Annotated in this window: 18 protein-coding genes and 4 pseudogenes; 12 read left to right on the forward strand and 10 right to left on the reverse strand. The window is 48.2% G+C overall.

Annotated features, from left to right (window positions below):
- The 4 genes and pseudogenes from H7A81_RS15245 to H7A81_RS15260 form a co-directional block, all read left to right on the forward strand.
- On the forward strand, positions 1 to 955 hold a 955-nt coding region (locus H7A81_RS15245), incomplete at its 5' end, for a hypothetical protein (RefSeq protein ID WP_370529957.1).
- Between the two features lie 1,421 nt (positions 956 to 2,376).
- Positions 2,377 to 2,538 carry a hypothetical protein gene (locus H7A81_RS15250; RefSeq protein WP_182057936.1) on the forward strand — a complete coding sequence of 54 codons (162 nt, stop codon included), beginning with the start codon at positions 2,377 to 2,379 and terminating at the stop codon, positions 2,536 to 2,538.
- Between the two features lie 341 nt (positions 2,539 to 2,879).
- Positions 2,880 to 3,769 (forward strand): annotated as a pseudogene (locus tag H7A81_RS15255) (Rpn family recombination-promoting nuclease/putative transposase).
- A 22-nt stretch (positions 3,770 to 3,791) separates the two neighbouring features.
- Positions 3,792 to 4,025, forward strand: coding sequence for a hypothetical protein (locus H7A81_RS15260; RefSeq protein ID WP_182057937.1), 234 nt, complete (start codon positions 3,792 to 3,794; stop codon positions 4,023 to 4,025).
- Here H7A81_RS15260 and H7A81_RS15265 read toward each other — a convergent pair.
- On the reverse strand, positions 4,008 to 4,316 hold the full coding sequence (locus H7A81_RS15265; RefSeq protein ID WP_182057938.1) for a DNA polymerase III subunit theta: 309 nt from the start codon (positions 4,314 to 4,316) through the stop codon (positions 4,008 to 4,010). The genes H7A81_RS15260 and H7A81_RS15265 overlap by 18 nt on opposite strands.
- A 54-nt stretch (positions 4,317 to 4,370) precedes the next feature.
- Here H7A81_RS15265 and H7A81_RS15270 point away from each other — a divergent pair, with 54 nt between their 5' ends.
- Positions 4,371 to 5,051 carry an SOS response-associated peptidase family protein gene (locus H7A81_RS15270; RefSeq protein WP_182057939.1) on the forward strand — a complete coding sequence of 227 codons (681 nt, stop codon included), beginning with the start codon at positions 4,371 to 4,373 and terminating at the stop codon, positions 5,049 to 5,051.
- Positions 5,052 to 5,091: 40 nt separating this feature from the next.
- Here H7A81_RS15270 and H7A81_RS15275 read toward each other — a convergent pair whose 3' ends face one another.
- The 3 genes from H7A81_RS15275 to H7A81_RS15285 all read right to left on the reverse strand — a co-directional run bounded on the left by H7A81_RS15275 (position 5,092) and on the right by H7A81_RS15285 (position 7,480).
- Entirely contained in the window at positions 5,092 to 5,337 is a 246-nt protein-coding gene (locus H7A81_RS15275) for a hypothetical protein (protein WP_182057940.1), read from the reverse strand.
- Positions 5,338 to 5,536: 199 nt separating this feature from the next.
- Positions 5,537 to 6,196 (reverse strand): hypothetical protein, encoded by a 660-nt coding sequence (locus tag H7A81_RS15280; RefSeq protein ID WP_182057941.1) that lies wholly within the window; start codon positions 6,194 to 6,196, stop codon positions 5,537 to 5,539.
- 339 nt (positions 6,197 to 6,535) lie between these two features.
- The gene (locus H7A81_RS15285; RefSeq protein ID WP_182057942.1) at positions 6,536 to 7,480 is read right to left on the reverse strand and encodes a helix-turn-helix domain-containing protein; all 945 of its coding nucleotides are present in this window, start codon (positions 7,478 to 7,480) and stop codon (positions 6,536 to 6,538) included.
- 150 nt (positions 7,481 to 7,630) lie between these two features.
- Between H7A81_RS15285 and H7A81_RS15290 the strand changes: the two genes are divergently transcribed.
- From H7A81_RS15290 to H7A81_RS27695, 4 genes are all read left to right on the forward strand, one after another.
- The gene (locus tag H7A81_RS15290; protein WP_220458107.1) at positions 7,631 to 8,635 is read left to right on the forward strand and encodes a carbon-nitrogen hydrolase family protein; all 1,005 of its coding nucleotides are present in this window, start codon (positions 7,631 to 7,633) and stop codon (positions 8,633 to 8,635) included.
- Between the two features lie 2 nt (positions 8,636 to 8,637).
- Entirely contained in the window at positions 8,638 to 9,687 is a 1,050-nt protein-coding gene (locus tag H7A81_RS15295; RefSeq protein ID WP_182057943.1) for a phenylacetaldoxime dehydratase family protein, read from the forward strand.
- Entirely contained in the window at positions 9,684 to 10,559 is an 876-nt protein-coding gene (locus H7A81_RS15300) for a transporter (protein ID WP_182057944.1), read from the forward strand. Before H7A81_RS15295 ends, H7A81_RS15300 begins: the two co-directional genes overlap by 4 nt.
- 403 nt (positions 10,560 to 10,962) lie before the next feature.
- Entirely contained in the window at positions 10,963 to 11,139 is a 177-nt protein-coding gene (locus H7A81_RS27695) for a hypothetical protein (RefSeq protein ID WP_255478980.1), read from the forward strand.
- 210 nt (positions 11,140 to 11,349) lie between these two features.
- Here the strand turns inward: H7A81_RS27695 and umuC are convergent.
- From umuC to H7A81_RS15325, 4 genes and pseudogenes are all read right to left on the reverse strand, one after another.
- Positions 11,350 to 12,612, reverse strand: a pseudogene (gene umuC / locus H7A81_RS15310) (translesion error-prone DNA polymerase V subunit UmuC).
- A gap of 2 nt (positions 12,613 to 12,614) precedes the next feature.
- Positions 12,615 to 12,992: a peptidase gene (locus tag H7A81_RS15315; protein WP_182057945.1), complete on the reverse strand. Its 378-nt coding sequence runs from the start codon at positions 12,990 to 12,992 to the stop codon at positions 12,615 to 12,617.
- A gap of 608 nt (positions 12,993 to 13,600) precedes the next feature.
- Entirely contained in the window at positions 13,601 to 13,759 is a 159-nt protein-coding gene (locus tag H7A81_RS15320) for a hypothetical protein (protein ID WP_182057946.1), read from the reverse strand.
- Positions 13,760 to 13,979: 220 nt separating this feature from the next.
- A pseudogene (locus H7A81_RS15325) lies at positions 13,980 to 14,492 on the reverse strand (DUF2913 family protein); the annotation flags it as partial.
- 213 nt (positions 14,493 to 14,705) lie between these two features.
- Between H7A81_RS15325 and H7A81_RS15330 the strand changes: the two are divergent.
- Complete coding sequence (locus H7A81_RS15330) at positions 14,706 to 15,605, forward strand: GGDEF domain-containing protein (protein ID WP_182057947.1); 900 nt, start codon at positions 14,706 to 14,708, stop codon at positions 15,603 to 15,605.
- A gap of 830 nt (positions 15,606 to 16,435) precedes the next feature.
- On the opposite strand, the pseudogene H7A81_RS27985 reads toward H7A81_RS15330, so the two are convergent.
- A pseudogene (locus tag H7A81_RS27985) lies at positions 16,436 to 16,585 on the reverse strand (TetR/AcrR family transcriptional regulator); the annotation flags it as partial.
- Between the two features lie 363 nt (positions 16,586 to 16,948).
- Entirely contained in the window at positions 16,949 to 17,797 is an 849-nt protein-coding gene (locus tag H7A81_RS15340) for a hypothetical protein (RefSeq protein WP_182057948.1), read from the reverse strand.
- A gap of 638 nt (positions 17,798 to 18,435) precedes the next feature.
- Between H7A81_RS15340 and H7A81_RS15345 the strand changes: the two genes are divergently transcribed.
- A complete protein-coding gene (locus H7A81_RS15345) occupies positions 18,436 to 19,137 on the forward strand; it encodes an EAL domain-containing protein (protein ID WP_182057949.1) in 702 nt (233 codons plus the stop codon).
- Positions 19,138 to 20,010: 873 nt separating this feature from the next.
- On the forward strand, positions 20,011 to 22,576 hold a 2,566-nt coding region (locus H7A81_RS15350), incomplete at its 3' end, for an autotransporter outer membrane beta-barrel domain-containing protein (RefSeq protein ID WP_182057950.1).

Consider the following 22,576-nt stretch of genomic DNA (forward strand, 5'->3'; position numbering starts at 1 on the left):
CGAACAATCTACCGCTAATAACGCGTATCCCGATACCCGTTTACCTCTGCCCGCCCCAGGCAACAGCGCTGTTTCATGGGGTGCCATCTTTGCCGGCGCGGTTGCAGCGGCATCTCTTTCTTTAATTTTGCTCATGCTGGGCGCGGGTTTAGGTTTTACGTCCGTTTCACCATGGGGAAACCGCGGGCTTGACGCGGGTACGGTGGGCATTGCTGCCATAGCCTGGTTAACCTTTACACAAATTGTTGCGTCAGGTATGGGGGGCTATTTGTCCGGCCGGCTACGAACAAAATGGGTCGATACACGCAGCGATGAAATTTACTTCCGCGATACTGCACATGGATTTCTGACGTGGGCAGTGGCGGCGCTGATCTCCGCCGTGCTGTTGACGAGTACGGTAGGTTCCATTATTGGAGGTGGAGCTAAAATCGTGGGTACTGTTGCCGGAGGGGCCGCAGCGACCTCAGCAACAGGAGTCGCGAGTGTGGCCAAAGGCCCTTCTCCAGAACAGGGCTTGTCGATGAATTATTTCGTCAATTCCTTGTTCAGGGCGAATAATTCCGGTACTCCCGCTAATGACGCTTCTGGTCCTGCTTCTGCAACCCCGCCAGCATCTCATCAGCCAGTTTCTCCTGCACAGCTAGGCGAAGTGACCGGTATTTTGGTTAACAGCATCAGCACAGGAGCCTTACCTGATGAAGATCGTCAGTACGTCGCAGGATTAATTGCGCAGCATACGGGTATCAGCCAGCAGGAGGCTGAACAGCGGTTGCAGAGCATTTATGACAAAGCTCAGGCTAAATTAAAAGACACGAAGCAGAAAGCCCAAGAGGCTGCTGACACCACACGTAAAGCAACGAGCTATCTGATGCTCTGGACTTTCATTTCTCTGCTGGCTGGTGCTTTCGTAGCGAGCCTCAGCGCGACCTTTGGTGGCCGTCAACGTGATTTATAATTCTTAATTATTCTGGAGTTCAAAATGCGTTCATTATTACTGTTCTTTTTAGGTGTACCAATTCCAATCATTATTCTGATTGCGCTTTTTGTGCATTAATGACTGTATCGATAACCGGCATTTAGCCTGGTGTCTTGGCACAGTCTGGAACGAAGCATAAATGCCCCACGGGGCATTTATCTTTTCTTTATCATCATCGCAAAGTCAAGTGACGTTATAGTATCAAATTGATATGAGTAGGCTCTGCACCTTACACATTCTTATCAAAATTCCATGTAACATTTTCCATAAAAAAGTCTATAGCAGAATTACTCTAAACACTTATATGTATAAAATACATGGAGTTAAAAATACACTTGAAGTAAAGAGTTTTCTGTAACCCTGACCTCATAAAATTTAATGACATAGCAAAGCCTCAACAGATGGGAGTTTTTGCTGAAAGAATAGGCAGCAAAGGTGGGTGGGGAGACTATATTCTCCGGAAGTTAGAAGAGACCCTCTCAGAGCCAGACTTCGGCAGGCTGAATTTGGCATTTATCTGCGGTACAATTACCGGCCTTTCGCATGAAGACAGTTCGGTGGTCGATGCATTACTTGATGGTTTATTTAAAAATCCGCTTATCCTGCTCTCCAGCTATCCGTACCGTTAGACAAAAATGCAGTAAGAAGAATAAAATTGCATCTGTCCGGAGAAGGGACTGATGCATAAGCGTATTCCAGCATCGCCAATGGGCAGGATGCTTTGCTCAGTGATGATAACCTTATAGATTTATTGAATGCGTTACGGCCCTGCAAAAATGGCTACAACTGCGTGCTTAATATACTCGATATGAGGATAAACCACCGTTATACAAAAAGAATATAAACCTTCGGATAATATCATCAGCTATTCTCAGGATTTCATCTGCTCGCTGCTGCGTCATTTTGCGAATGTAAACAGACATGAACAATCTCCTCATCTTGAGATGCTGGCTAAACGTGTTTTCAAAGGTGCTTCTGATGAGAAACTTTGTAAATTTCAGAGGCAATTTTCTTTTGCTCAAATCAAAGCTATTACTCATTCGACCTGCATAAACTGCTCAGAATAGTCATCGGTGAAAATCTGAAGCTCGTGCTGAACCTGCTTTCTTCTGAAGAGGGTAAGACAGACGATGACGTTGCCAATGCTTTGTATTTTACCCTTTAAAACCATCCGCTTGAAGAACGCGAACTCAATCCTGAAGAGGTTCTGGAGTGGGGCGAAAAGGATCCGGACACGCGATTCAGTTCTATCGCAGAGCTTGTGGTGCCTTATTCACAGGCTGAAGGTGGTTATACTGTCCAAATCCATGCAGTTAAGATGTAATGATGCTGAGGCATTACTGGCAGTAATGGTGAGTGAGTTCAGACCTTGGGCAACTTCAGACGGCTGGTCAGCCAAAATGGAAGAACAACGCGTTCTTCTGACAGAATTGCAGTGTTCAGAAAGGGCCGATATTTCCAAAGCAGCCCGTCAAATGCTGGTACAGTTCGATCGCAGCATTCAGCAGGAAAAAGAAAGCGAACGGCGTGAATTCAGTGACCGGGAAGAACGTTTTGAATGAACCCGTAAATGAATATATTAATATTATTCTGAGCTAACAGATTTATTTACGGTATGGCACTTACTTTATGGTGTGATTGCCGCGATGCATTCAGTCACTGTTTAAATGAATTGAAACCTAACCCTATTTCAACAAGTAAGGTGCCTATGAATGTTCCGCGTATTTTTCTTTTATCGATTTATACCGTCCTTTTCGCATGCATGCTGCCATCCTTCAGTATGGGTGGTGCCTTATGGATTGGTTTTCTGATGTTTATGTCATGGAAAATCACTGCAAAAAGAGAAGTTTCTGCGCCGGCACCAGCTACGTCCGGATATGAACTTTAAAGATTTACTATGAAAATGACATCCGCTCCCCACGATGCTGCCTTTAAGGCTTTCCTGACGCATCCCTCCACGGCCCGGGACTTTATTGAGCTGCAACTGCCGGCAGAGCTGCGCGCCGTTTGTGACCTCAGCACCCTGAAGCTGGAATCAGGCAGCTTTGTGGAGGAAAACCTGCGCGCTTACTACAGTGACGTGCTCTACAGCCTGAAGACCGCGGCCGGCGACGGCTACATCCACGTGTTAATCGAGCACCAGTCCACGCCTGACCGGCACATGGCTTTTCGCCTGATGCGCTACGCCGTGGCCGCCATGCAGCGCCACCTTGACGCCGGACATAAAAAGCTGCCGCTGGTCATCCCGGTGCTGTTCTACACCGGCAAGGCAGCCCGTATCCGTACTCAACCGACTGGCTGCAGGAGTTTGACGATCCGGCGCTGGCCGGGCGCCTTTACGGCGCGCCGTTCCCGCTGGTCGACGTCACGGTGATCCCGGACGAGGAGATCGTGAATCACCGCAGCATGGCCGCGCTGACCCTGCTGCAGAAGCACATACACCGGCGCGACCTGGCTGACCTGCTGGACCGGCTGGCCACCACCCTGATGGCCGGGCACCTGACGGGACAGCAGCTGGTATCGCGGATAAACTACCTCGTACAGGCGGGCGAAACCGACGACGCCGAAGCCTTCGTACGCAACCTGGCGCAGAGAGTGCCACAGCATGAGGATGAACTGATGACGATTGCACAGCAACTGGAGCAGAAAGGCCGGGAGCAGGGGCGTGCAGAAGGTGAGCGTGAAGCGACCCTTAAAATTGCACGTGCCATGCTGGAGAAGGGGCTGGATAATCCGACAGTGATGAATCTGACCGGTCTGACTGAAAAAGACCTGGAACAGATCCTCCACTGACTGAAAACAGGATAATGAAACCATGGCCAGTGAGCTGACAAAATTACTTGATGGTGCTGCCCAGATGCTGTCGTCCTGGCTTCCGGCAGGACTACGCACTGCGCTCAATGACGGCGCTCATCTGATGACAACGTGGCTTGAAGCAAACCAGCTGACGGAGGTGTCCGGCGTGATCGTGATAGCGGGACTTTATATTACCGGACTCGCAATGATCGGCATTATGCTGGGCTCGTTTAACTCAGCGCCTCAGAAGTAAAAAATGCCCCGACTCTGGGGCTTCTTCCCGTACCTGCCACGGACGCCATTCCCCCTTTAGTTCTTTCTGAGACACCGGATCGGTTCCGCGCGGAAACTGCAGGGCCAGATTGCGGTAATGCTGCAGGCGCTCTCTGAAGTACTCGCGCAGCGCCTCGGGCTGCTCCCTTTCAACCTCAGCTGGAAAAGCAGGCAGATTCAGGCGCTCTTTGTAGGCGACTCCCGACGCGGCCAGATCCACGTTCACCTTTGCGCGTTCCTCCGGGCTTCGTGCGGCTAAATTCTGTGACATATGAAATCCTCCTGACGTCAGTATATCCCGCTATTCTTTCATCAGGAGGTGTCTATGTGCGGACGATTTGCGCAGTACAGCAGCCGGGATGAATATTTTAAGGCACTCGGCCTGAAACCGGATGAAATCACGTTCGACCCGGAGCCCATCGCTCGCTATAACGTCGCGCCGGGCACGCGCGTGCTGCTCCTCAACGAGCAGGGTGACGCGCTGCGCCTCGACCCGGTATTCTGGGGCTATGGCCCGGAGTGGTGGGATAAGCAGCCGCTTATAAACGCGCGCGGTGAAACAGCGGCAGGCAGCCGTATGTTTAAGCCGCTGTGGAACCACGGACGCGCCATCGTACCCGCCGACGCCTGGTTCGAATGGAAGAAGGAAGGCGATAAGAAGCAGCCCTTCTGCATTTATCATAAGGATAATCAGCCCCTGTTCTTTGCGGCCATCGGCAGGCAGCCGTTCGGTCAGGACTACGGCAAAGAGGGGTTTGTGATTGTGACGTCAGCCAGTAACAGGGGTATGGTCGATATTCACGACAGGCGCCCGCTGGTAATTGCCCCTGACGCCGTTCGCGAGTGGCTGAGCGCCGGCACGTCACCTGAGCGTGCAGAAGAAATCGCGTGTGAAGCCGCCCTGCCTGAAAAGGCGTTCACGTGGCACCCGGTCAGCAAAAAGGTGGGTAACATTCACAATCAGGGCAGGGAGCTGGTCGAGCCCGCCTCGGAAGGTAAGGACTGACCGGTTAAAATAATACCGGGCACGCCCTGAGCGTCGCGACTTACCCGGCGCCTTCGTCCGCTTCGACATCCGGCTCGCCGCGCAGCTGCTCAATGGCAAAGATTAGCGAAGAAGGACACTCTTCTCTTTTCTCGATCAGGGCGCCCAGCAGCCGCATGAGCTCGATGGACAGTCGCTCACGGTTGATTTCTCCGCCCTCGCTGGCGAGCCGCAGGCAGCACATGCCGGCCGCAAAGCAGGCATCATGATAAATATCCTCGCTGGTTTCTTCCTCAGGACTGTTCATTCTGTCGCCACCTCATCGGGGGTGTGCCCGCAGGCTGATTTATCCGTCCACTGGCGCGCCGGAGCGCCGCGGAGTGAGCTACCGGACCGGAGGCGGAAGGTGGTGTGCCTTTCGGCTTCGCGCTACCGGCAGGTTATCAGTGATGTTCACCATAACCCTGAAACCCGGCGCGCGGCAATCCTGATTAAAAAACAGGCAATCAGAGAGGGGCAACGTTCGGCGTCAGGGCTGACGCGTTAAGGTTTACCACCTGCCTCTCCAGGCTGCTGAACCGGCACCGTCCGACCCATGCGGTAAGACGCAGACTGGCCCCAACGAAGTCTGACCCCAGCGAAGTCTGGCCACACCGCTCTGCCGTCAGCGTGGCGCGGTTGATCCTCAGTACGATACGTTCGTGCGTCATGGCACCCTGAACGATGCCGTAAACGGTGGTCACCGTGAAGCCGGCGATGACCGAGCACCACGCCAGCCTGGCCAGCAGGGCACGGGAATACAGGTTTTCACGGTAGACGTGCAGGATGTAGCTCATGATAAAAAACGCCAGCATCATCCGCTTGCCGGCCGTTATCAGCAGGACTTCCCGCTGACCATCGTGGAAGCTGGCCAGAACCGACCCGCAGGCGTAAACCATTACCAGCGCCAGAAAGGACAGCGCCATCGGCGGACGACAGAGCTTAAGCTTTCTGATGCAGACTTCATACAGCCTCCCGGCCACGGAACAGTATCCGCACCGGTAAAAAATGACGCGGGCGGCCTTTTCATCGATAAAGGCGAAGGGAAGAACGAGCATGGCCAGCGTGACGGAGGAGAGCGCCAGAATATTTCTGAAGTGAGGTTGACGTAATACAACTGAGGTCATTTAAGCCCGCCCTGTTCAACGGATAAAAACTTTCTGACGAAAGGCGCCAGAAAGTATTCCGCAGTTTAACGCTCAGGGGACAGTTTTTCTTTATGAGCCTGACAATAGGAGTTTGAGGTCCAACGTAACGAAAACGTACGTTAAAATTACAATCACCTTTTTTTCTTGGATTTTCATCTATGCCATCGGTTCGATGAAAAAATTGATACCTTATTTTAAACCGGACTGATGTTCTGTGGAGTGAAAAAAATTACGTTACTGAATTTCCAGAAAGCCAGTTATCACGACAGTCATCAGATTTATTTCGTGCACTGGAACCTGTCATATGACCATCACCAGCTAAGCCTCGCCAGCCTGATGACGGTATTCCGTTGGTGAACAGCTGAATTTTTCCCTGAATGCACGAGAAAAATAAGCCATATCACTGAACCCCAACTTCCATGCAATATGGCTGATAGGTATATCTGAATAGAGCGGGGACTGTAAAGCCAGTGAAGCTTTATTCAGCCTCTGAGTCAGGACATACCGGCCAAAGGTGGTCCCATCACTTTTCAGGAGCATGCTCAGATAACGCGGTGAAATACGGAATGATTCAGCAATGCCTGATACTGACAGCGTAGTATCCGAAAGCTGCTGATCTATCATTATTTTAATCTGAAGCAGCAGTCCTGCGGATGAACGGGACGATCTTTTTGCTCTGCATTCATCTGAGACGATTACTGTAAGGAGCTCAAGGAGCTGTCTGTAAAGGACGCTGGTGTGACGGGATGCAATATCTTCTCGCTGCGCCATCAGGTTATTCAGAAGTACGTAAAGAAAAGGCGTCAGGGAATGTTTTTTGCCAAAGGAATACGCAACAAGGTGTTCTGTCTTTCCCAGCCTCTGTCTCAAATGCTCTATAGGAATCTGCACCACATGCTGACGCGTTTCACCATGAAGGTGCAGTTCGTAAGGAAAGCGGGTGTCATAAAGCCCGAATTCACCCTGACCAAGGCCGGCATGGCCGCCCGCCTGAATCACGGACGTTTTACCCTGACTGATGAAACTCAGCAGCATGGCATTATCAGGATGATTATCAGCCCCTTTTCGGCGTCTTATGACGTTCTGGGCACTACAGCTGACCTCTGAAAGCCGCAGGTCTCCCCAGTTCCTGGAGCTGATAACGCCGTGCCTGTCGTTTCCGGAAAAAGTACTTTCCAGCGGAACAAACGTATGGCTGATGGCATGCTGCCAGTATTCACCCCGCTCAGCATACAAAACATCAGCAGTGTTATAAGTATTCATGTCAGCAACCTCCGCCCTGGTTGGACATGTAATGCAAACTTCAGACCAGTTCCTTTTCAGACAAGCATCCTTTCCTTCCTGTTATAACGCCGAGTCCGGAAGGGAGGATATATCTGTGTCTGCTGAATTATTTTTACCAGGAGACAGAACATGATGAACAAACCGGTTACCGTTGCCTGCGTTCAGGCCGCCCCCGTTTTTATGGATCTTGAAGGTACCATCGACAAAACAATCGCCCTCATCTCTGAAGCCGCACAGAAAGGTGCGGAACTCATTGCTTTTCCTGAGACCTGGATACCCGGTTATCCGTGGTTCTTATGGCTTAACTCGCCCGCCACGAATATGCCCCTGGTTTATCAGTACCATCAGAACTCTCTGGTGCTGGACAGTGCCCAGGCGAAGCGAATTGCGGATGCGGCGCAGCAGAATAATATCGTTGTCGTTCTGGGCTTCAGCGAGCGCGATCACGGGAGTCTCTACATCTCACAGTGGCTGATTGGCAGCAACGGGGAAACCATTGGCATCCGGCGCAAGCTTAAGGCCACGCACGTGGAGCGTACGCTGTTCGGTGAAAGCGACGGTTCCTCGCTGACTACCTGGGAGACACCTCTGGGGAACGTCGGAGCACTCTGCTGCTGGGAGCATCTGCAGCCGCTGTCCCGTTATGCGATGTATTCCCAGCATGAGGAGATCCATATTGCCGCCTGGCCCAGCTTCAGTCTTTACACCAGCGCAACGGCCGCGCTGGGTCCCGAGGTCAACACGGCGGCTTCACGCCTGTATGCCGCAGAGGGACAGTGCTTCGTGATAGCCCCGTGCGCCGTGGTTTCTGATGAGATGATTGATTTCCTCTGTCCTGACGACGAACGGAGAGCGTTAATCAGTGCCGGGGGGGGACATGCCCGTATTTACGGCCCGGATGGAAGAGAACTCGTCGCACCTCTCGGGGAAAATGGGGAAGGACTGCTTATCGCTGAGCTTGACCCTTCTGCGATTACCTTTGCCAAACTGGCGGCTGACCCGGTAGGCCACTATTCCCGCCCTGACGTGACACGCCTCCTTTTCAATCCTTCAGCCAACAAGACTGTGATTAAACGGCATTCGCCTCCTGAGCTAATTGCCGAACAGGCTGCTGCTGAAGAAGAGGAGGAGTAGAAATGGAATCTGCCATTCCTGAGCATCTGCGTACCCTGCGCAGATGTTCCTCCGCCATGCCAGAAGAACATAAGCCGCCTTTTCCGGCCTGGACCGCCCGATTCTCCCCCCTGACCGGCCGGGTAGTCATGGCGTACTTCGGTATTCAGGGGAGAAACTGTCCGGATATTTCTGCCCTGAATGAAGTCACTGCGCGTTTTTCGTCAGCGGATGGCCCCGGCCACTGGGACATAGCGTCATGCAAAGACCACGCGGGTTTTTATAATCTGATGGCCATCGCCTACTGGTCATCCGCAGAGCAGTTTGAGAGCTGGAAACAGAGCAGCCTGTTCCACATATGGTGGAATTCACCAGAAAGGGAGAGCGGGGATTATGGGTTCTTTCTGGAAATTGTCTGCCCGCAGCCTGAAAGCTTTGAGACCATATTTTCAGACAAAGCATCCCCGGAAGGCGTCGCCCGGCTGGCAGAAGGCATGAGCGGTGAAATTCGTGAGCATGGTTACTGGGGGAGTGCCCGCGATCGCCTGCCTGCAGCCCAGAACACCCCCCTACGGGGAACCGGTAAATCCCGTTCGCTGACAGCAAGTGGAAAACGGATTTTGCTGACAGGAAGTAACAACCTCTGCCTCATTCGCTCCGGGCAGGACTGGTCGGCCACGCAACAGGAAGAAAGACAAAAATACCTCACAGAAGTGGAGCCGGTACTGCACCAGGGAATGAATTTCCTGAGAGACCAGGGCCATGCCATAGGCTGCCTGAGCTGCCGGTATATGCAGGTGTTAGATCCCTCATCACATGCGCTGACGGAAAAAACGTTTGGTCTGGCACATTTTACCGATATGGCCGCCCTTGAGCTCTGGGCAAAAAGCCATCCGACACACGTGGCGATATTTGGCGGGTTCATGCGCTACGTGAAAGAGCTGAACTTTAATATCGCGCTCCGCCTGTGGCATGAAATTGTCGTTGTACCCGCAGAATCACAGTATTTTGAATATGTTAACTGTCACCCGGGGACTGGCCTGTTGCGGCAGGACAGCGGAGGATCATTATGAATACGTTTTTTTGCCGTACCGGTATTTCTCTTGCAGTAGCATTAAGCATGCCTGCTGATGCCCTTGAGTTTTCTCCCGGAGATTACGAGATGATGCCGGCGAATAAAACATTCGCGCTGGCCTATTTTCAGTATGCGCACAGCAATGACTACTATTCTCAGGGCAATAAAGCAGGCGGTGATTACAGATTACGTTCTGAGGCCACACTGCTGCGCTTTATTCATGGATTTCGGCCTGCGGAAAACTTCAGTATTGAGCCACAAATTATCATTCCGTTTGCCAGGGTGGACGCGATGGGAGATGCCAGCCCACTCGGCAGCGCGTCAGGGATGGGCGATATCATTGTGGGGGTGCCTTTCAAGTTCAGGATGGACAACGAAGGCGGTGACATTCTTTCCCTGGCACCTTTTATTTATGCGCCCACCGGAGCCTACAACAATGAAAAAGCTGTGAATGTAGGGGAAAATCGCTGGCGCTATCTGATGCAGGGCGTCTGGATCCATCATTTCTCAGACGCCTGGGCATTCACTACGGGTGCGGATGTCTCCTGGACGACAGCAAATAACCGGTACGGCGCGGATAACAACAGACTCAGTCAGAGTCCGCGGTACGAATATCAGGCGTATCTGAGTTACAACCTGACGCCTGCCACGCAACTTGGATTTGGCGGCGGATGGATAACCGGGGCCAAAAGCCGGATTGACGGAATTTCCCGGGATGACCGGCTGGACAGCACGTATGTCCGTATCTCTGCCTCGCATTTCATTACACCTGCCGTTCAGGTTCAGTTCTCAGGTGGTCGTGATATAGCTGTAGAGCAGGGATTCCGGCAGGATACAAATATCAGTCTGAGATTAGGTTACCTTTTCTGAAATTCCTGGCCGGGGGGGGGCTCTGGCCAGAAATTTTCGATCTGTGCCGTTAGTTCTGTAAAAGAACCTATTATCTTAAATATAAAACCAACGGACATTTCCTAATTTATTCACATTATTTCAATGGGTTGCTGTAATACAGTTTGGGGCGACCTCGTTATCATGATTAAAAAATTTACCCCGGTTAGCGCTACCCGGGGTCATAAAATATTGGCATCATCCCCGTGTCGAGGATCCGGTCATTTCTTCTGCACGTTTTTTCGGCCTGCGGTATTTTCAGCATAGAAAGGGACTATGGAGGGTATGGAGACAAAATCTGCACCTTTTCAGTTGCTCTTCGGGAGGGAAACAAAGCCTGGATGAAAATGTCGCTTCGTCACGACTCGGACAAGTGGAGGAAAATGTGCGTAAGCGTCCGTTCATGGATGTCTGGGCGCGTTCTAAACAGGAGCGCCAGCTATCAACCGGCAATGAAGCCGTCTGGCGAGGTGATTACAAATTTCATCATGCTGAAAAGGGTTTGCGCACGGGCGCGACAATCCGGTTCAGCTGGCATGGTGCGAGGCAAATTATGAACTGAACAGAGGCCTGCCCGTGCTTCATGCAGGCTTTACCGATGGCATCACGCACACTATCTGGCTTAGCCATCGGAGCCGAAAGCTTTCCTGTCAGCGTGTCCTCAGAAAAATGCGCCCGCCTTCTTTTCCGGGGGTACGGGCCATCAAAATACTCAGCCGATTTCTGTGGCAAGCCTGCAGTCACTGATAACGTGACGCTGGATCACAGGCAATCACCTGATGACCGGAATATCACGGAGTTGCGTTGTGTACCTGGGCGACAGCATCTCACGCTTCATATGCCAGCTACTGTCCTGTGCCCCCTGTCCCGCAAACCACACCTTTCCCCGGCCCGAGCGATTAATACTGTCCAGCGCCGCCATAAGGGCGTCAGCGTTGGCGCGTGGCAGCTGCTCGCTGAACATGTCAAATTGCGCCACACCCGACTGATAAAAGTCACCCAGCATGACGCCGGCCTTCGCGTACCGGTAGCCATCCCGCCAGATGGTACCCAGTCCCCGCAGGGCAGAGTCAATGATGTCCCGCGTGTCGTTTGTCGGCTAATCGCAGATGCACGATGCTGTATTCGAGTACTGCGGCTCGTCGCCGTGCCTTCCTGTAGCGATTGATACGCTGATGTGGCGGCAGCGCGAGTCCTGCTCTCTGAGCTTTTCCGCCGCGCGTGTGGCGTAAAGCACCACCGCCTGCTGCATGTCCTCCAGATGCGTGACGCGCTGCCCGAAGGAGCGCGAGTTCACTATCTGCTGCTTCGGCGGCGGCGCGTCCTCAAGCGCCAGGCAGGACTCACCGTTCAGCTCGCGCGCGGTGCGCTCGGTGATGACGTCAAAGTTCTTTCGTATCATGCTGACGTTGCTGTCGGCCAGCTGCAGGGCCGTGGTAATGCCCAGCTGGTTCATGCGCACGCCGATGCGCCGCCCGATGCCCCAGACGTCGCTGACGTCGGTGAGCTGCAGCAGCTTCCGCTGACGACTCCGGTCGGACAGGTCTACCACGCCGTTGGTCTTCGTCCACTTCTTGGCCGCGTGGTTGGCGAGCTTGGCCAGCGTCTTGGTCGGCCCGAAGCCCACGCCGATAATCAGGCCCGTTTCCTGCCGGATGCGCGCACGCATCTGCTGCCCGAACGTCTCCAGCGGGATCAGGCTGCCAATTCCGGTAACGTCCAGAAAGCTCTCATCGATGGAGTAGACTTCCTGCCCGGCCGCCATCTCTCCCAGTATGGCCATCATGCGCGCCGACATGTCACCGTACAGCTCGTAGTTGGAGCTGAACACGTGAACGCAGTTCTCGCGGAAGAATCGTTCGTTCTGAAACAGCGGGGCGGCCATTTTTATCCCCATCCGCTTTGCCTCCGCTGAACGCGCGATAACGCAGCCGTCGTTATTGGATACCACGACGATGGGGTGGCCGCGCAGGTCAGGCCGGAACACGGTTTCGCAGGAGGCGTAAAAATTGTTGGCATCCGCAAGGGCAAACATGGTCACACCCCCGCTGCTCCGCTGAATCCCAGCCCGGCCACGTCGGTGAGGGCATAGGCCACCACGCCCCAGACGGGCAGCGGCTGGCTCACGTCTATGAGCGTGACGGTTTCATCCGCATCCGGCGCCTGAAGGGCGGGGACGGGGTTGAGCAGCAGACGCCGCAGCGTCAGTTCGCCTTCGACCTCGGCAACAATGAGCTGGCCATGCGCCGGCGTCAGCGCCCGGTCGATGGCCAGCACTGACCCTTTCACGATGCCGGCGTCAGGGATGTCACAGTCGCTGCGCATCAGGTAAGTGGAATAAGCTGAGAGGCTGACGAGGTCACCCAGGTTCAGGCGCGTCTCGGTGTAATTCTGGGCCGGGCTCTGAAAGGCCATTGATATGCTCCGTTCTGACCGGCACGTCAGCCGTATCAGTTGTTTAAATCAGCTTCCGGACTCAGTGCCGGCGGGGCAACGCAGATGCGCACGCTTTGCAGTAGCGCATCCACGCACGCCAGGGACAGGCGGCAGGTCGGGTCAGGGGAGTTTGCCACGCTGAGGCTGCCAGCCCCCACTCTTCAGCAGTCTCCGCCCTGACGGCGCGAGGACTGAGCTTATGGCAGAAATTCATTTACTGTTACTGATAAGGTAGCCCGCATCAGTGTACTCATGTAAATGCTATGAACAGAAAACAGTTTATCTTATCGAAGGACACGACCTGCGCAAACTGGACGTGGATGTGATCTTTTCATCGATCATAACGACATGAAGGTCATCTTCGGCGCCTGGGACACGTAAGCAGGCGCTGAAGCACTTGGAGTGAGGCAGGGTTAAGATCTGTACACGTTCGTCATGGGCCACAGCCTGTCTGAAATTCAGATGATATCTCACGGATAAAAAAATTTAGCCACCATCTGCAGCTGCGCTACCTCGTTCAGGATGAGGGGGGCTGATATGCCTGCAGAGAGACACCATATCTGCCGGAGGAGCTGCCCGCCATAGCCTCATTCAGTGAAGGCGCAAATTCGCACATCCTTGTGAATGCCTACGAACGTGATCCTGTGGCAAGAAAAGCCTGCCTGCAGCACCATGGCTACCGGTGTCATGGATGCGACTTCAGCTTTGAGGAGTTTTACGTCGAAGCCGGGCGGAACTTTATCCACGTGCATCACCGGGTCCCGTTGAATAAGGTGCGTGAGAATTAACGGGCCGCCCCGGTAATTGATAGGGTCCCGCTTTGCCCGAGCTGCACGCCATGGTTCAACGGACAACGCCACTGATGGAAACCGACGCCCTGAAAGCAATCATTGCCGCCGCCAGGCCTAAGGGACAAGCCGGTCATTAAGGTTTTTGCACAGAGTTCATCGTAAACACTGAGCGGGCTCAGGCTCTCGTAAAGCCTTCAGCGAGAAGGTGATAAAGCAGCTCATCTTCGCTTTCCGTCTTTACGCGACGCCAGCCAGAGCGGTTCAGCATCGCGTTCAGCACGGGTAACTCGCCAGTTATGCGGGCGGGCAGGGCAATGCGCTGCTGACCATGCTCGTCAAAGCCGCTATCCAGCGCAGTGCGGCTGAGGTAAATGCCAGAAACTCCACAATCCAGCTTCAGCTGATGGCGACCACACCACTCATTGTCGGTAAGTACCATACACGCCCAGTCAATCAATTTGACGGCATGAAGCGCATCTAACAAGCGGAAAAGATCATTCTGTTCCTTGAGATTGCCACTCTCTGGGCGCCGGAGGTAGTCCAGTTTTCCAGGCAGGTCTGCTCGTAGTCCTTTGGTCCGCCCTTCTTTAAGCAGCCAGCTGATATCGCTGGCCAGCGCTTTGGGGAAGCGCCGCTGCTTCTCCGCCGTGGCCAGCCAGCGGGTGAGAAAAAGACTGTCCTGCGCGGGAGAATTAGCCTGCCCGTCATTCTGGGGCCTCTATGTGAATGTCAGAAATCGGCGAGGAAACCCGGACAGTAACAGCGAACTACTGTGGTTGAAAAAATAGAGTTTTATCAATTATCTGCGACTACGAATGCAGCGTAAAGAACAGCACGATTTATAACCTTCATAAATATTCATATGGTACAATTATTCCTTAATCAGAATCAGGAGCACGTGATGAATTTCAAGATACACGATAAGCTCATTTATGAGTTTGAGTCCCCAAAAGGACTCCTTTACCGAATGGTAATCAGTTACACCTGCGTTATGGCAGCTGTGATTATTTTGCTTTCATTCGTTATGGGTGATACATCAAGACTTAATTTCTACTTTTTTATCAACTCATGCACAGTAGCAGTAATGGCATGGTTTATCCGGCAGTCTTTTAATATTCACTCTAAAGAGCCGCATTTACTGGTATTCAGAATCAGCTTATTTTTGCTTCTTAACTCATCTCTGACGTCTGTAGCTGGCGGCCTAAACCTTATGGAGAGGGATACAGCTTCTGTGATAGCAGCAATTCTCTATTTTCCAGCTATGATTATGATTATCTATTCTTTCAGGAAATTCATATCATATGTGAATTTTAATTATAAGTCTGCGGTTAATCTTTCTTTAACTGACGAATTAACCGGATTACCTAACAGACGGCATCTTAATATTAAGCTTAGAGAGATAGAAAACAGGACGGGAACGATTTGTATTGCTGATATTGATTATTTTAAGAAAATCAATGATACATATGGGCACGAGGCTGGTGATAAGGTATTGAGAAATACCGGATTGAGGCTTGGTAATTTTATGAGCGACAACGTTTTCATTTCCAGGTCAGGTGGTGAAGAGTTCGCCATTGTAATATTTGATAATGTCAATGCTGAAGATATTATAAGAAGGATAAAAGCGTCAGTTTCAGATGCTTGCAATGGCAGTATAAGTGTGACCCTGAGTATTGGAGTGGCGTCCAAAAATAAACATGATTCGTCTTCTGCCATCATCAGCGCTGCTGATAATGCACTTTATCAGGCAAAAATGGCAGGGCGAAATTGCATTAAGTACGCCCCTCGACGTTATGGCTAATTATATATAATAAATAACTTCAATGGGGGACATTCCGCTCCACTGTTGCATCGACCGAGGTAACAAAAGCTGTTTAGATGGCCCTACAGTGATTCTCTGCAGGTCCATCCGCGCCTATGACCGTCATGATTATTTTCGCTACTATAAGGAGTCATCCTGTGAAGCGTCGTCATTAGTAAGGGATGAACCACTACTTTGCGCCACATGAGTGTACTTATGTGAGATGAAGACGCGACTTTTTGACGTTGCGTTCCGACCCAACGACTGACAATAGGCTGCACAATACCGGGCAGGTATTATAAAAGTGCGAAAACTGATTCAGGAAGGATCCATGGCAGAAATACAGTCATCCAGCAGAAATTACGACGACACCTCATGTCAGCCGGTGACTAAACTGATCCCCATTTCATACCTTGCAGAGTTATCTGGATGCGTTTTTTGATGTGCAACATGGCGATCTGCCTCTCTTCCATGCTGCATGGCTGGCGACGTGGCATAAGCGCGCCGAAAACAATGTCCATGAGCATGCCGGCACAGACCTAAGGATCTACCGGCTCAAATCCTTTTCTGTCAACACAGTCCTCTAGCCATTCCATCAGCATCTCACGTGCGTTAATTGCGCGGGTTCTGTAAAGATAGTCAGAGAGTTCAGGAAACAGAACTGACTCCCTCGTCATGAGTTTCAGAACAGCTTCGCGTTCCCGGTACGCTTCATCGCTGATATCAAGTCTGAAAGTGCGGTACAGACATTCTGACGGGGGGCAGTCTTCATCATCAGGTCTTGGAAGGTCGAGCAAAAGATGGTGGCGCTCACTGATGACCGCTGCAAACAGTGGCTGTTTGTCCTGGAAAACTTCATAAAGCGTCCGCTTGGAGACTTTCGCCCGTCGGGCCACCTCGGCCGTGCTTGTACTGGCAAACCCATGCTCAATAAAAGCCTGGTAAGCGCTTTCCAGAATATTCTGACGCCTGCTGGTCATATCGTGAACTTTTGGCTGCGTGCCTAGTCAGTGTTGTTTTCCACATAACCTGATTAATGAAACCAATGAGCCGGAGGGATTTGATTCGCGCACCTTCACAAGAACCACATTAATGAAAAATGTCAATAATTTTCATCGCCTGTTAACGTCAAAATTTGGTTGTAAATCATTACGTTTTGTATGCATGAAGTATGCGTTATATTCCTTCAAACAAAATATAATTATCACTCAGTATCTATATCATGCGAGGTAATTATTCATGAATATTTATTAAAGTGATTGAAATAATAAAAATCAACTTAATTTGCCTGAGTGACGCAAAGGGCGGTAGCATGTTTTTTCGTCACTGCCTGAAAGGGTGATTTATAATTGATTATTTTTTTCTGAAATACCTTCCATGCCGTAATAAAAGAAAGAGAAATAATAAGCCATATAAGAGTTGAACATGGAAAAGAACTCTTTATACACAATAATTTTATTAGATTTACTTTCAAGCAGAAGTAAACCTCTTGATTCTGCGTCTAAAATCATGCTTCTCAGATGTGTGCGAGATATGCCACAACGTTTAGCAATAGAGCTTATCGTATCTTTAGAATTTTCGTTACGGATTCCGAGCATATAAATATTAATGAGCACCATGTGACCGGAATCTTTTGCGATAAATACTTCAACATCCTTTACAAGATTAATGAGAAAAACAGAAGACTCATGAATTTCTGTATATCGTCTAAAAAAAAATGGAAGATCAAAACTACTTAAACGTTCACCCTTTAATGATTCAGGAAAGACAGTTTTCAAACTAGGGGTCATAGTATTAAGCAGGCATAAAGTATCTTCAATTCCTTTTTCAGTCATCATGTATGTTTTTTTTCGACGATCTTTATTGCTGTTGCAGACACGGATCCTTCCACTTACCTTAAAAAGAGTCAATAAAGAAGATACAGTATTCAAACTGACCATACCTGTTTTGAGGCACTGACGTGAAACTTCGGAGAGAGAGGAATCTTCCTGACTGTAATAAACCGAAGCAGTAATCGTTGAAATTAGAAATCTGTTATTACTAAAGATAAATTTATAAAACAACTTCTTACGAGCAAACTCATTCAGAATCATTTTGCAATGAATGCTTACCGCAAAATGAAAATTTTCATTTGCTTTAATTTCATCGTTAATTGATTTTATTCGCATGAACGTTTTTACTTTTCTTTCCATAACAACCTCTTCCACCCTAAAAGGCTATGTTAAAATGAATTCAACCTCAACAAAACACTTATCACATTAATTTAATTTAAGTTTCAAAGTGTTGACTCTGGTTAAATCACGGCATTGAAACATTTTAATGAGATAGATTGAAAAATGATTAAGTTAGAATTTGATAATTTTTATTTAACTGGATTTAAATGTTACATGAAGAAATATAGGATCTATGATGTGAAAAATATTTCTGAATTTTTTTAAAAAAATACCCCAAGAAAAAACCACTTCAAACACTGACTTATTCACCGCTCATAATAAAAGGCGAAAAGAAAATCATTCTCTTTAGTTCATAAAACATTGCCTTTATCAGTTTTCTTAGTAAAGCAAAGAGAGGTTTTTTGTTGAACTCAGGTGTGTTATACGGAAAAATTCGGATTTTAGGGGAGTGATTTCATATATAAAGAATATAATTATATCCGGAGAGTTTAATTATCTCTATAAGAGTATACACGTTTCACGAAGTTGCAATGCTCATTTCAAGACGAAAAGCTTTTATTCATAATAGGCTCTCTGCATTGAAAAAACTCGGCATCAGCTTTCTGAATCATGTCTTCTTTTCATGAAGTAATACCTGTTTTTTTAAAAGGTGCACAATGAAAATAGCGTTTGAACCCATTCTTAGTTCCGACGGTAAACTATACGCAGTTGAATGCCTCACCAGAGCTTATGGTGAGAAAGGTGAAAAATTGAATAACAATGAGCTTTTCTTTAAAACAGCGAGCGGAGAAGTGTTAAATGAAATTCTTAAAAATCAGATCGATGTAATTGAAAAAAATCACCACTTTTTTATAAATAAAAAAATTCGCGTCAGCATTAATTTAAATTATAAGTCGATTAAATTTATTGATCCGGAAACTCTCAGAAAGTTCAATGAACTTGAAATATTGTGCTTTGAGGTTGACGTACATGATATGCAGTTTCTCTCTGACAATGGGATAGAATTCCTGAATTCTTTGAATAATGATATCTGGCTTGATGACTTGGATGCCAATGAAGAGTATCCTCATCTGAATTTAATCAAAAACATTAAATCAATAAAAATAGATAAATACAGTTTTTGGAGGGATTTTTCCAATAAAAACTCAATTTCTGAGCTAACGGAAAAATACACTTCAAAGGATTTAAATGTTATTTTTGAAGGGGTTGAGAAAAATGAACAATTCCACAACCTAGAAAAAAAAAGACTTCTATTTGGTCAGGGATATCTTTTCAAAGAAATTTGTGAAGACGCCTTAAAAGACCTAACAGTGTTATTATCTACCAGTCCGCATCATGGGGGTGACAATTTATCTTGAAATAATTTCATTTTAATCCATATAAAATATCATACACTTCTTTTGCTAAAGATAAGGTTTTTTATTGGGGTTCATAGTTATAAGACTGGATTCGCCCATATATACTACAAAAGTCTCATGTAATCTCTTTCACATGATTAAGCAACATGCCTTATTGTTTTATCAAATTAAAATAACTTTTATTATGTCGGTAATTCTTTAGAAATACCAGCACCCTATATTGATGAAAAATGCACGGTAATGCTATATGAAGTGGGTGCAGACGTGCTTGAGAAATTAGTGACACTGTAGGGTGACATGATAAATGGCTCTGTCGCATTAACAGTAGTCAGTTAACATGTTTTTTACCTATCTTATCTGCCTATGCAACAAATCTGAACAGCCTTCAAATGTCTGCACTTTCCTGTTGAATTTATTTTTCAGTGTTTTCTCTGATATCTTTCTTACTCATTAAGCCTGCGAAATCTGTAGTAGATTATGGCTGAACGCGGAATCACCATTGGTAGGTCAAAGTCAATGCCAAAAAATCAGTTTATGAAACTATCATCATAAGGCAAAGCAAGTGCCTTAATAACTTGATTGAGCAGGATAAATAAAATATCAAACGACCAATGAGTCTGATACCCGGATTTGAATTTTTTCTGTCGGGCACGGATTTTCCCATCTTTCTTTGAGCTGCTCTTCATAATATGTAAAGGACAGTATCAAGACACAAAGTGATGGATTGTCACCCGCAAAAAATTATATCTGTTAACTACCAAAAAACCGCAGCATAAACCTTTCTGACATGCATACGCTATTACGATATAGCCTTATTTACCCATCAGGATGGACGAAGCCAATTTATTCCACAGGAGCTTTTAGGATATACGAATGAAGAAATCTATAATAGGAATTATGATAGGTATTATACATTCAACCAATACTTATTCTGCCACGGATGCCCAAGGTAATGCAGTCGCAACCAGTGCAGTGACTAGTAAAGATCAGGTAGCTGGTAGCTACCAGTATACTTATGATGATGGATATTTATCCTCAGCAGAGTCGCCCTATAAATTTAAATCGACGCAGAATGGAGGTGGTTACGATATTAGTTATTATGATACGGTCAATAATAAAGATATTAAATTAACCTTTAATAAAGACGCTGACAGTCATATAGGCGCGGACGGTGGAAGTGATTACGCGATTAATGCTGAAGATAGCAGTGCATATTATGAGGGTGACCTTGTTGATGGGGTAAAGATAAAATCAACCAATAACAGTGTTGTTGTTATATATAAAAGTTACACAAATAAAGCAGAGATTGAAAATTCTTCAGGTTCAATGCTGTTTTTAGACTCTAATAATGCAGAGGGAGCACAAATCACAAATAACTCAGACTCTTTTGCCTATATTATGAATAACATTGCAACTTCAGCAAGTATAAATAACTATGGCCCTGCTTACATTTATATTAAAAATAATAATGCGGGCAATGCTACCATCCTGAACTCAGGAACAGCTGTTGTAGATAATAATGCGGTAGATAACGCCACCATCATAAACGATAACGGCACTATCGATTTAAATTATAACAATGCATCTGGTGCAAAAATAAGCAATGCCAACGGAGGGGTTCTCAAAGCAAGAAATAACAAAATAGATAACGATTCGATTATCTCTAATAAAGATGCAAGCACTGCATATTTGATTGAAAACTCAGTCAGTAGTGCTGAGATTATAAATAAAAATGCCAAAATGTATCTGTCTGGTAATTCTGCAAAAAGTTCAGTCGTTATAAATGAAAATGGTAACATATATATAGATAAAAATACTATAACCAATGATTCTTCCGTGGAAAATAGTGGTGTAATTAAAGCTACGCTTAACACTGTCTCGTCTTCTTCATTTAACTCAACAGATGGCTCAATTTTACTCTATGGGAATAATGTCAGTAATACCTCTATTAATAACTCAGCAGAGTCTGTATTAGTTATTGGTGATTGTGTTGCAGGCGATGAAAATGGTTGTACTGAAAGCAAAAAAACTACTGCTAATAACAGCACTATAGATACAGTGGGAAAAGCTATTCTATCAGGTACTCTTTTAGGATCGAATAATAAGATTTCCAATAGTGGAACTGCCATTTTAGAAGGCCTCTCTGCTAAAGGTACTGACATTGTAAATAGCGGCTATATCTCTCTATTGAAGGATACTTCATCATCAATTGGTAATTTAACTAACAGTGGTTTTATCCTTCTCAGTAGTGGTACAAATACGGCAAACATACTGACTGTTAATGGCAATTATGAAGGAATAAATGGAAATGTCGTCTTTAATTCCAAACTAAATGGTGACAATAGTAGTACTAATAAACTCATCATTACTGGTAATGCATCAGGCACTACTTATGTCACCGTTGACAACCAAGGCGGAAATGGCAGCCAGACCCTCGAAGGCATTGAACTCATTTCTACCGGCAGCTCTACGGCTGATGCCTTTACGCAGAGCGGGCGTATAGTGGTAGGTAGCTATGAGTACCATCTGCAACATGGCACCGCTTCCGGCACAAATATGAATAACTGGTATCTGACCAGCCAGAGTGACAACAGTGGTAATAGCGGTAATGACAGTAATGCCGGTACCGCGCATATCTATCGCCCAGAGCGCGGGAGCTATGCCTCCAACCTGCAGGCCGCGGCCACGATGTTCAGCATGCGCCTGAAGGATCGTCAGGGCGGTAGCGTCTACACGTATCCGGGAACTGGTGAAGGCCATGAGAGCAGCCTGTGGGTACGTTCGGTGGGCGGTCATACGGAAGGCCGTCTGTCAGACGGGCAGTCAAAGTACTCTGCTAACCGAATGGTGTTTCAGCTGGGTGGGGATGTCTTCAACGGCAGCCTGGGCGCCGACGATGCCTTGAGTCTTGGCCTGATGGGCGGCTACGGTAAACAGTACAGCAACACGAACAACAACATCTCTGGTTATCATTCAAAAGGCTCTGTATGGGGTTACAGCACGGGCATCTATGGTACCTGGTATCAGAATGCGAATGACAAAACCGGTCTGTATGCCGACAGTTGGCTGGCGTGGAACTGGTTCGATAACTCGGTGAAGGGTGACGAGCTGTCCTATGAGAAGTACAAATCAAAAGGCCTGACGGCCTCCCTGGAAACGGGTTATGTCTTCCATACCGGCTCGTATATGACGTCAGACGGGATGGAAAACAACGTCTACGTGACGCCACAGGCACAGGTGCTGTGGTCCGGCGTGAAAGCTGATGACCACACGGAAGCGAATGGCACGACGGTGAAAGGTCGCGGCAGTGATAACGTACAGACTCGCCTGGGTGTACGTCTGTCAATGATCGGTCAGAGCCATCTGGACAAGGGTTCTTTCCGTCAGTTCGAGCCGTTCGTGGAAGCAAACTGGTTGTATACGTCGAAGGACTATGGCG

The sequence above is a fragment of the Pantoea sp. ME81 genome (assembly GCF_903970985.1).
In the GTDB taxonomy this organism is placed as follows: Bacteria; Pseudomonadota; Gammaproteobacteria; order Enterobacterales; family Enterobacteriaceae; genus Pantoea; species Pantoea communis.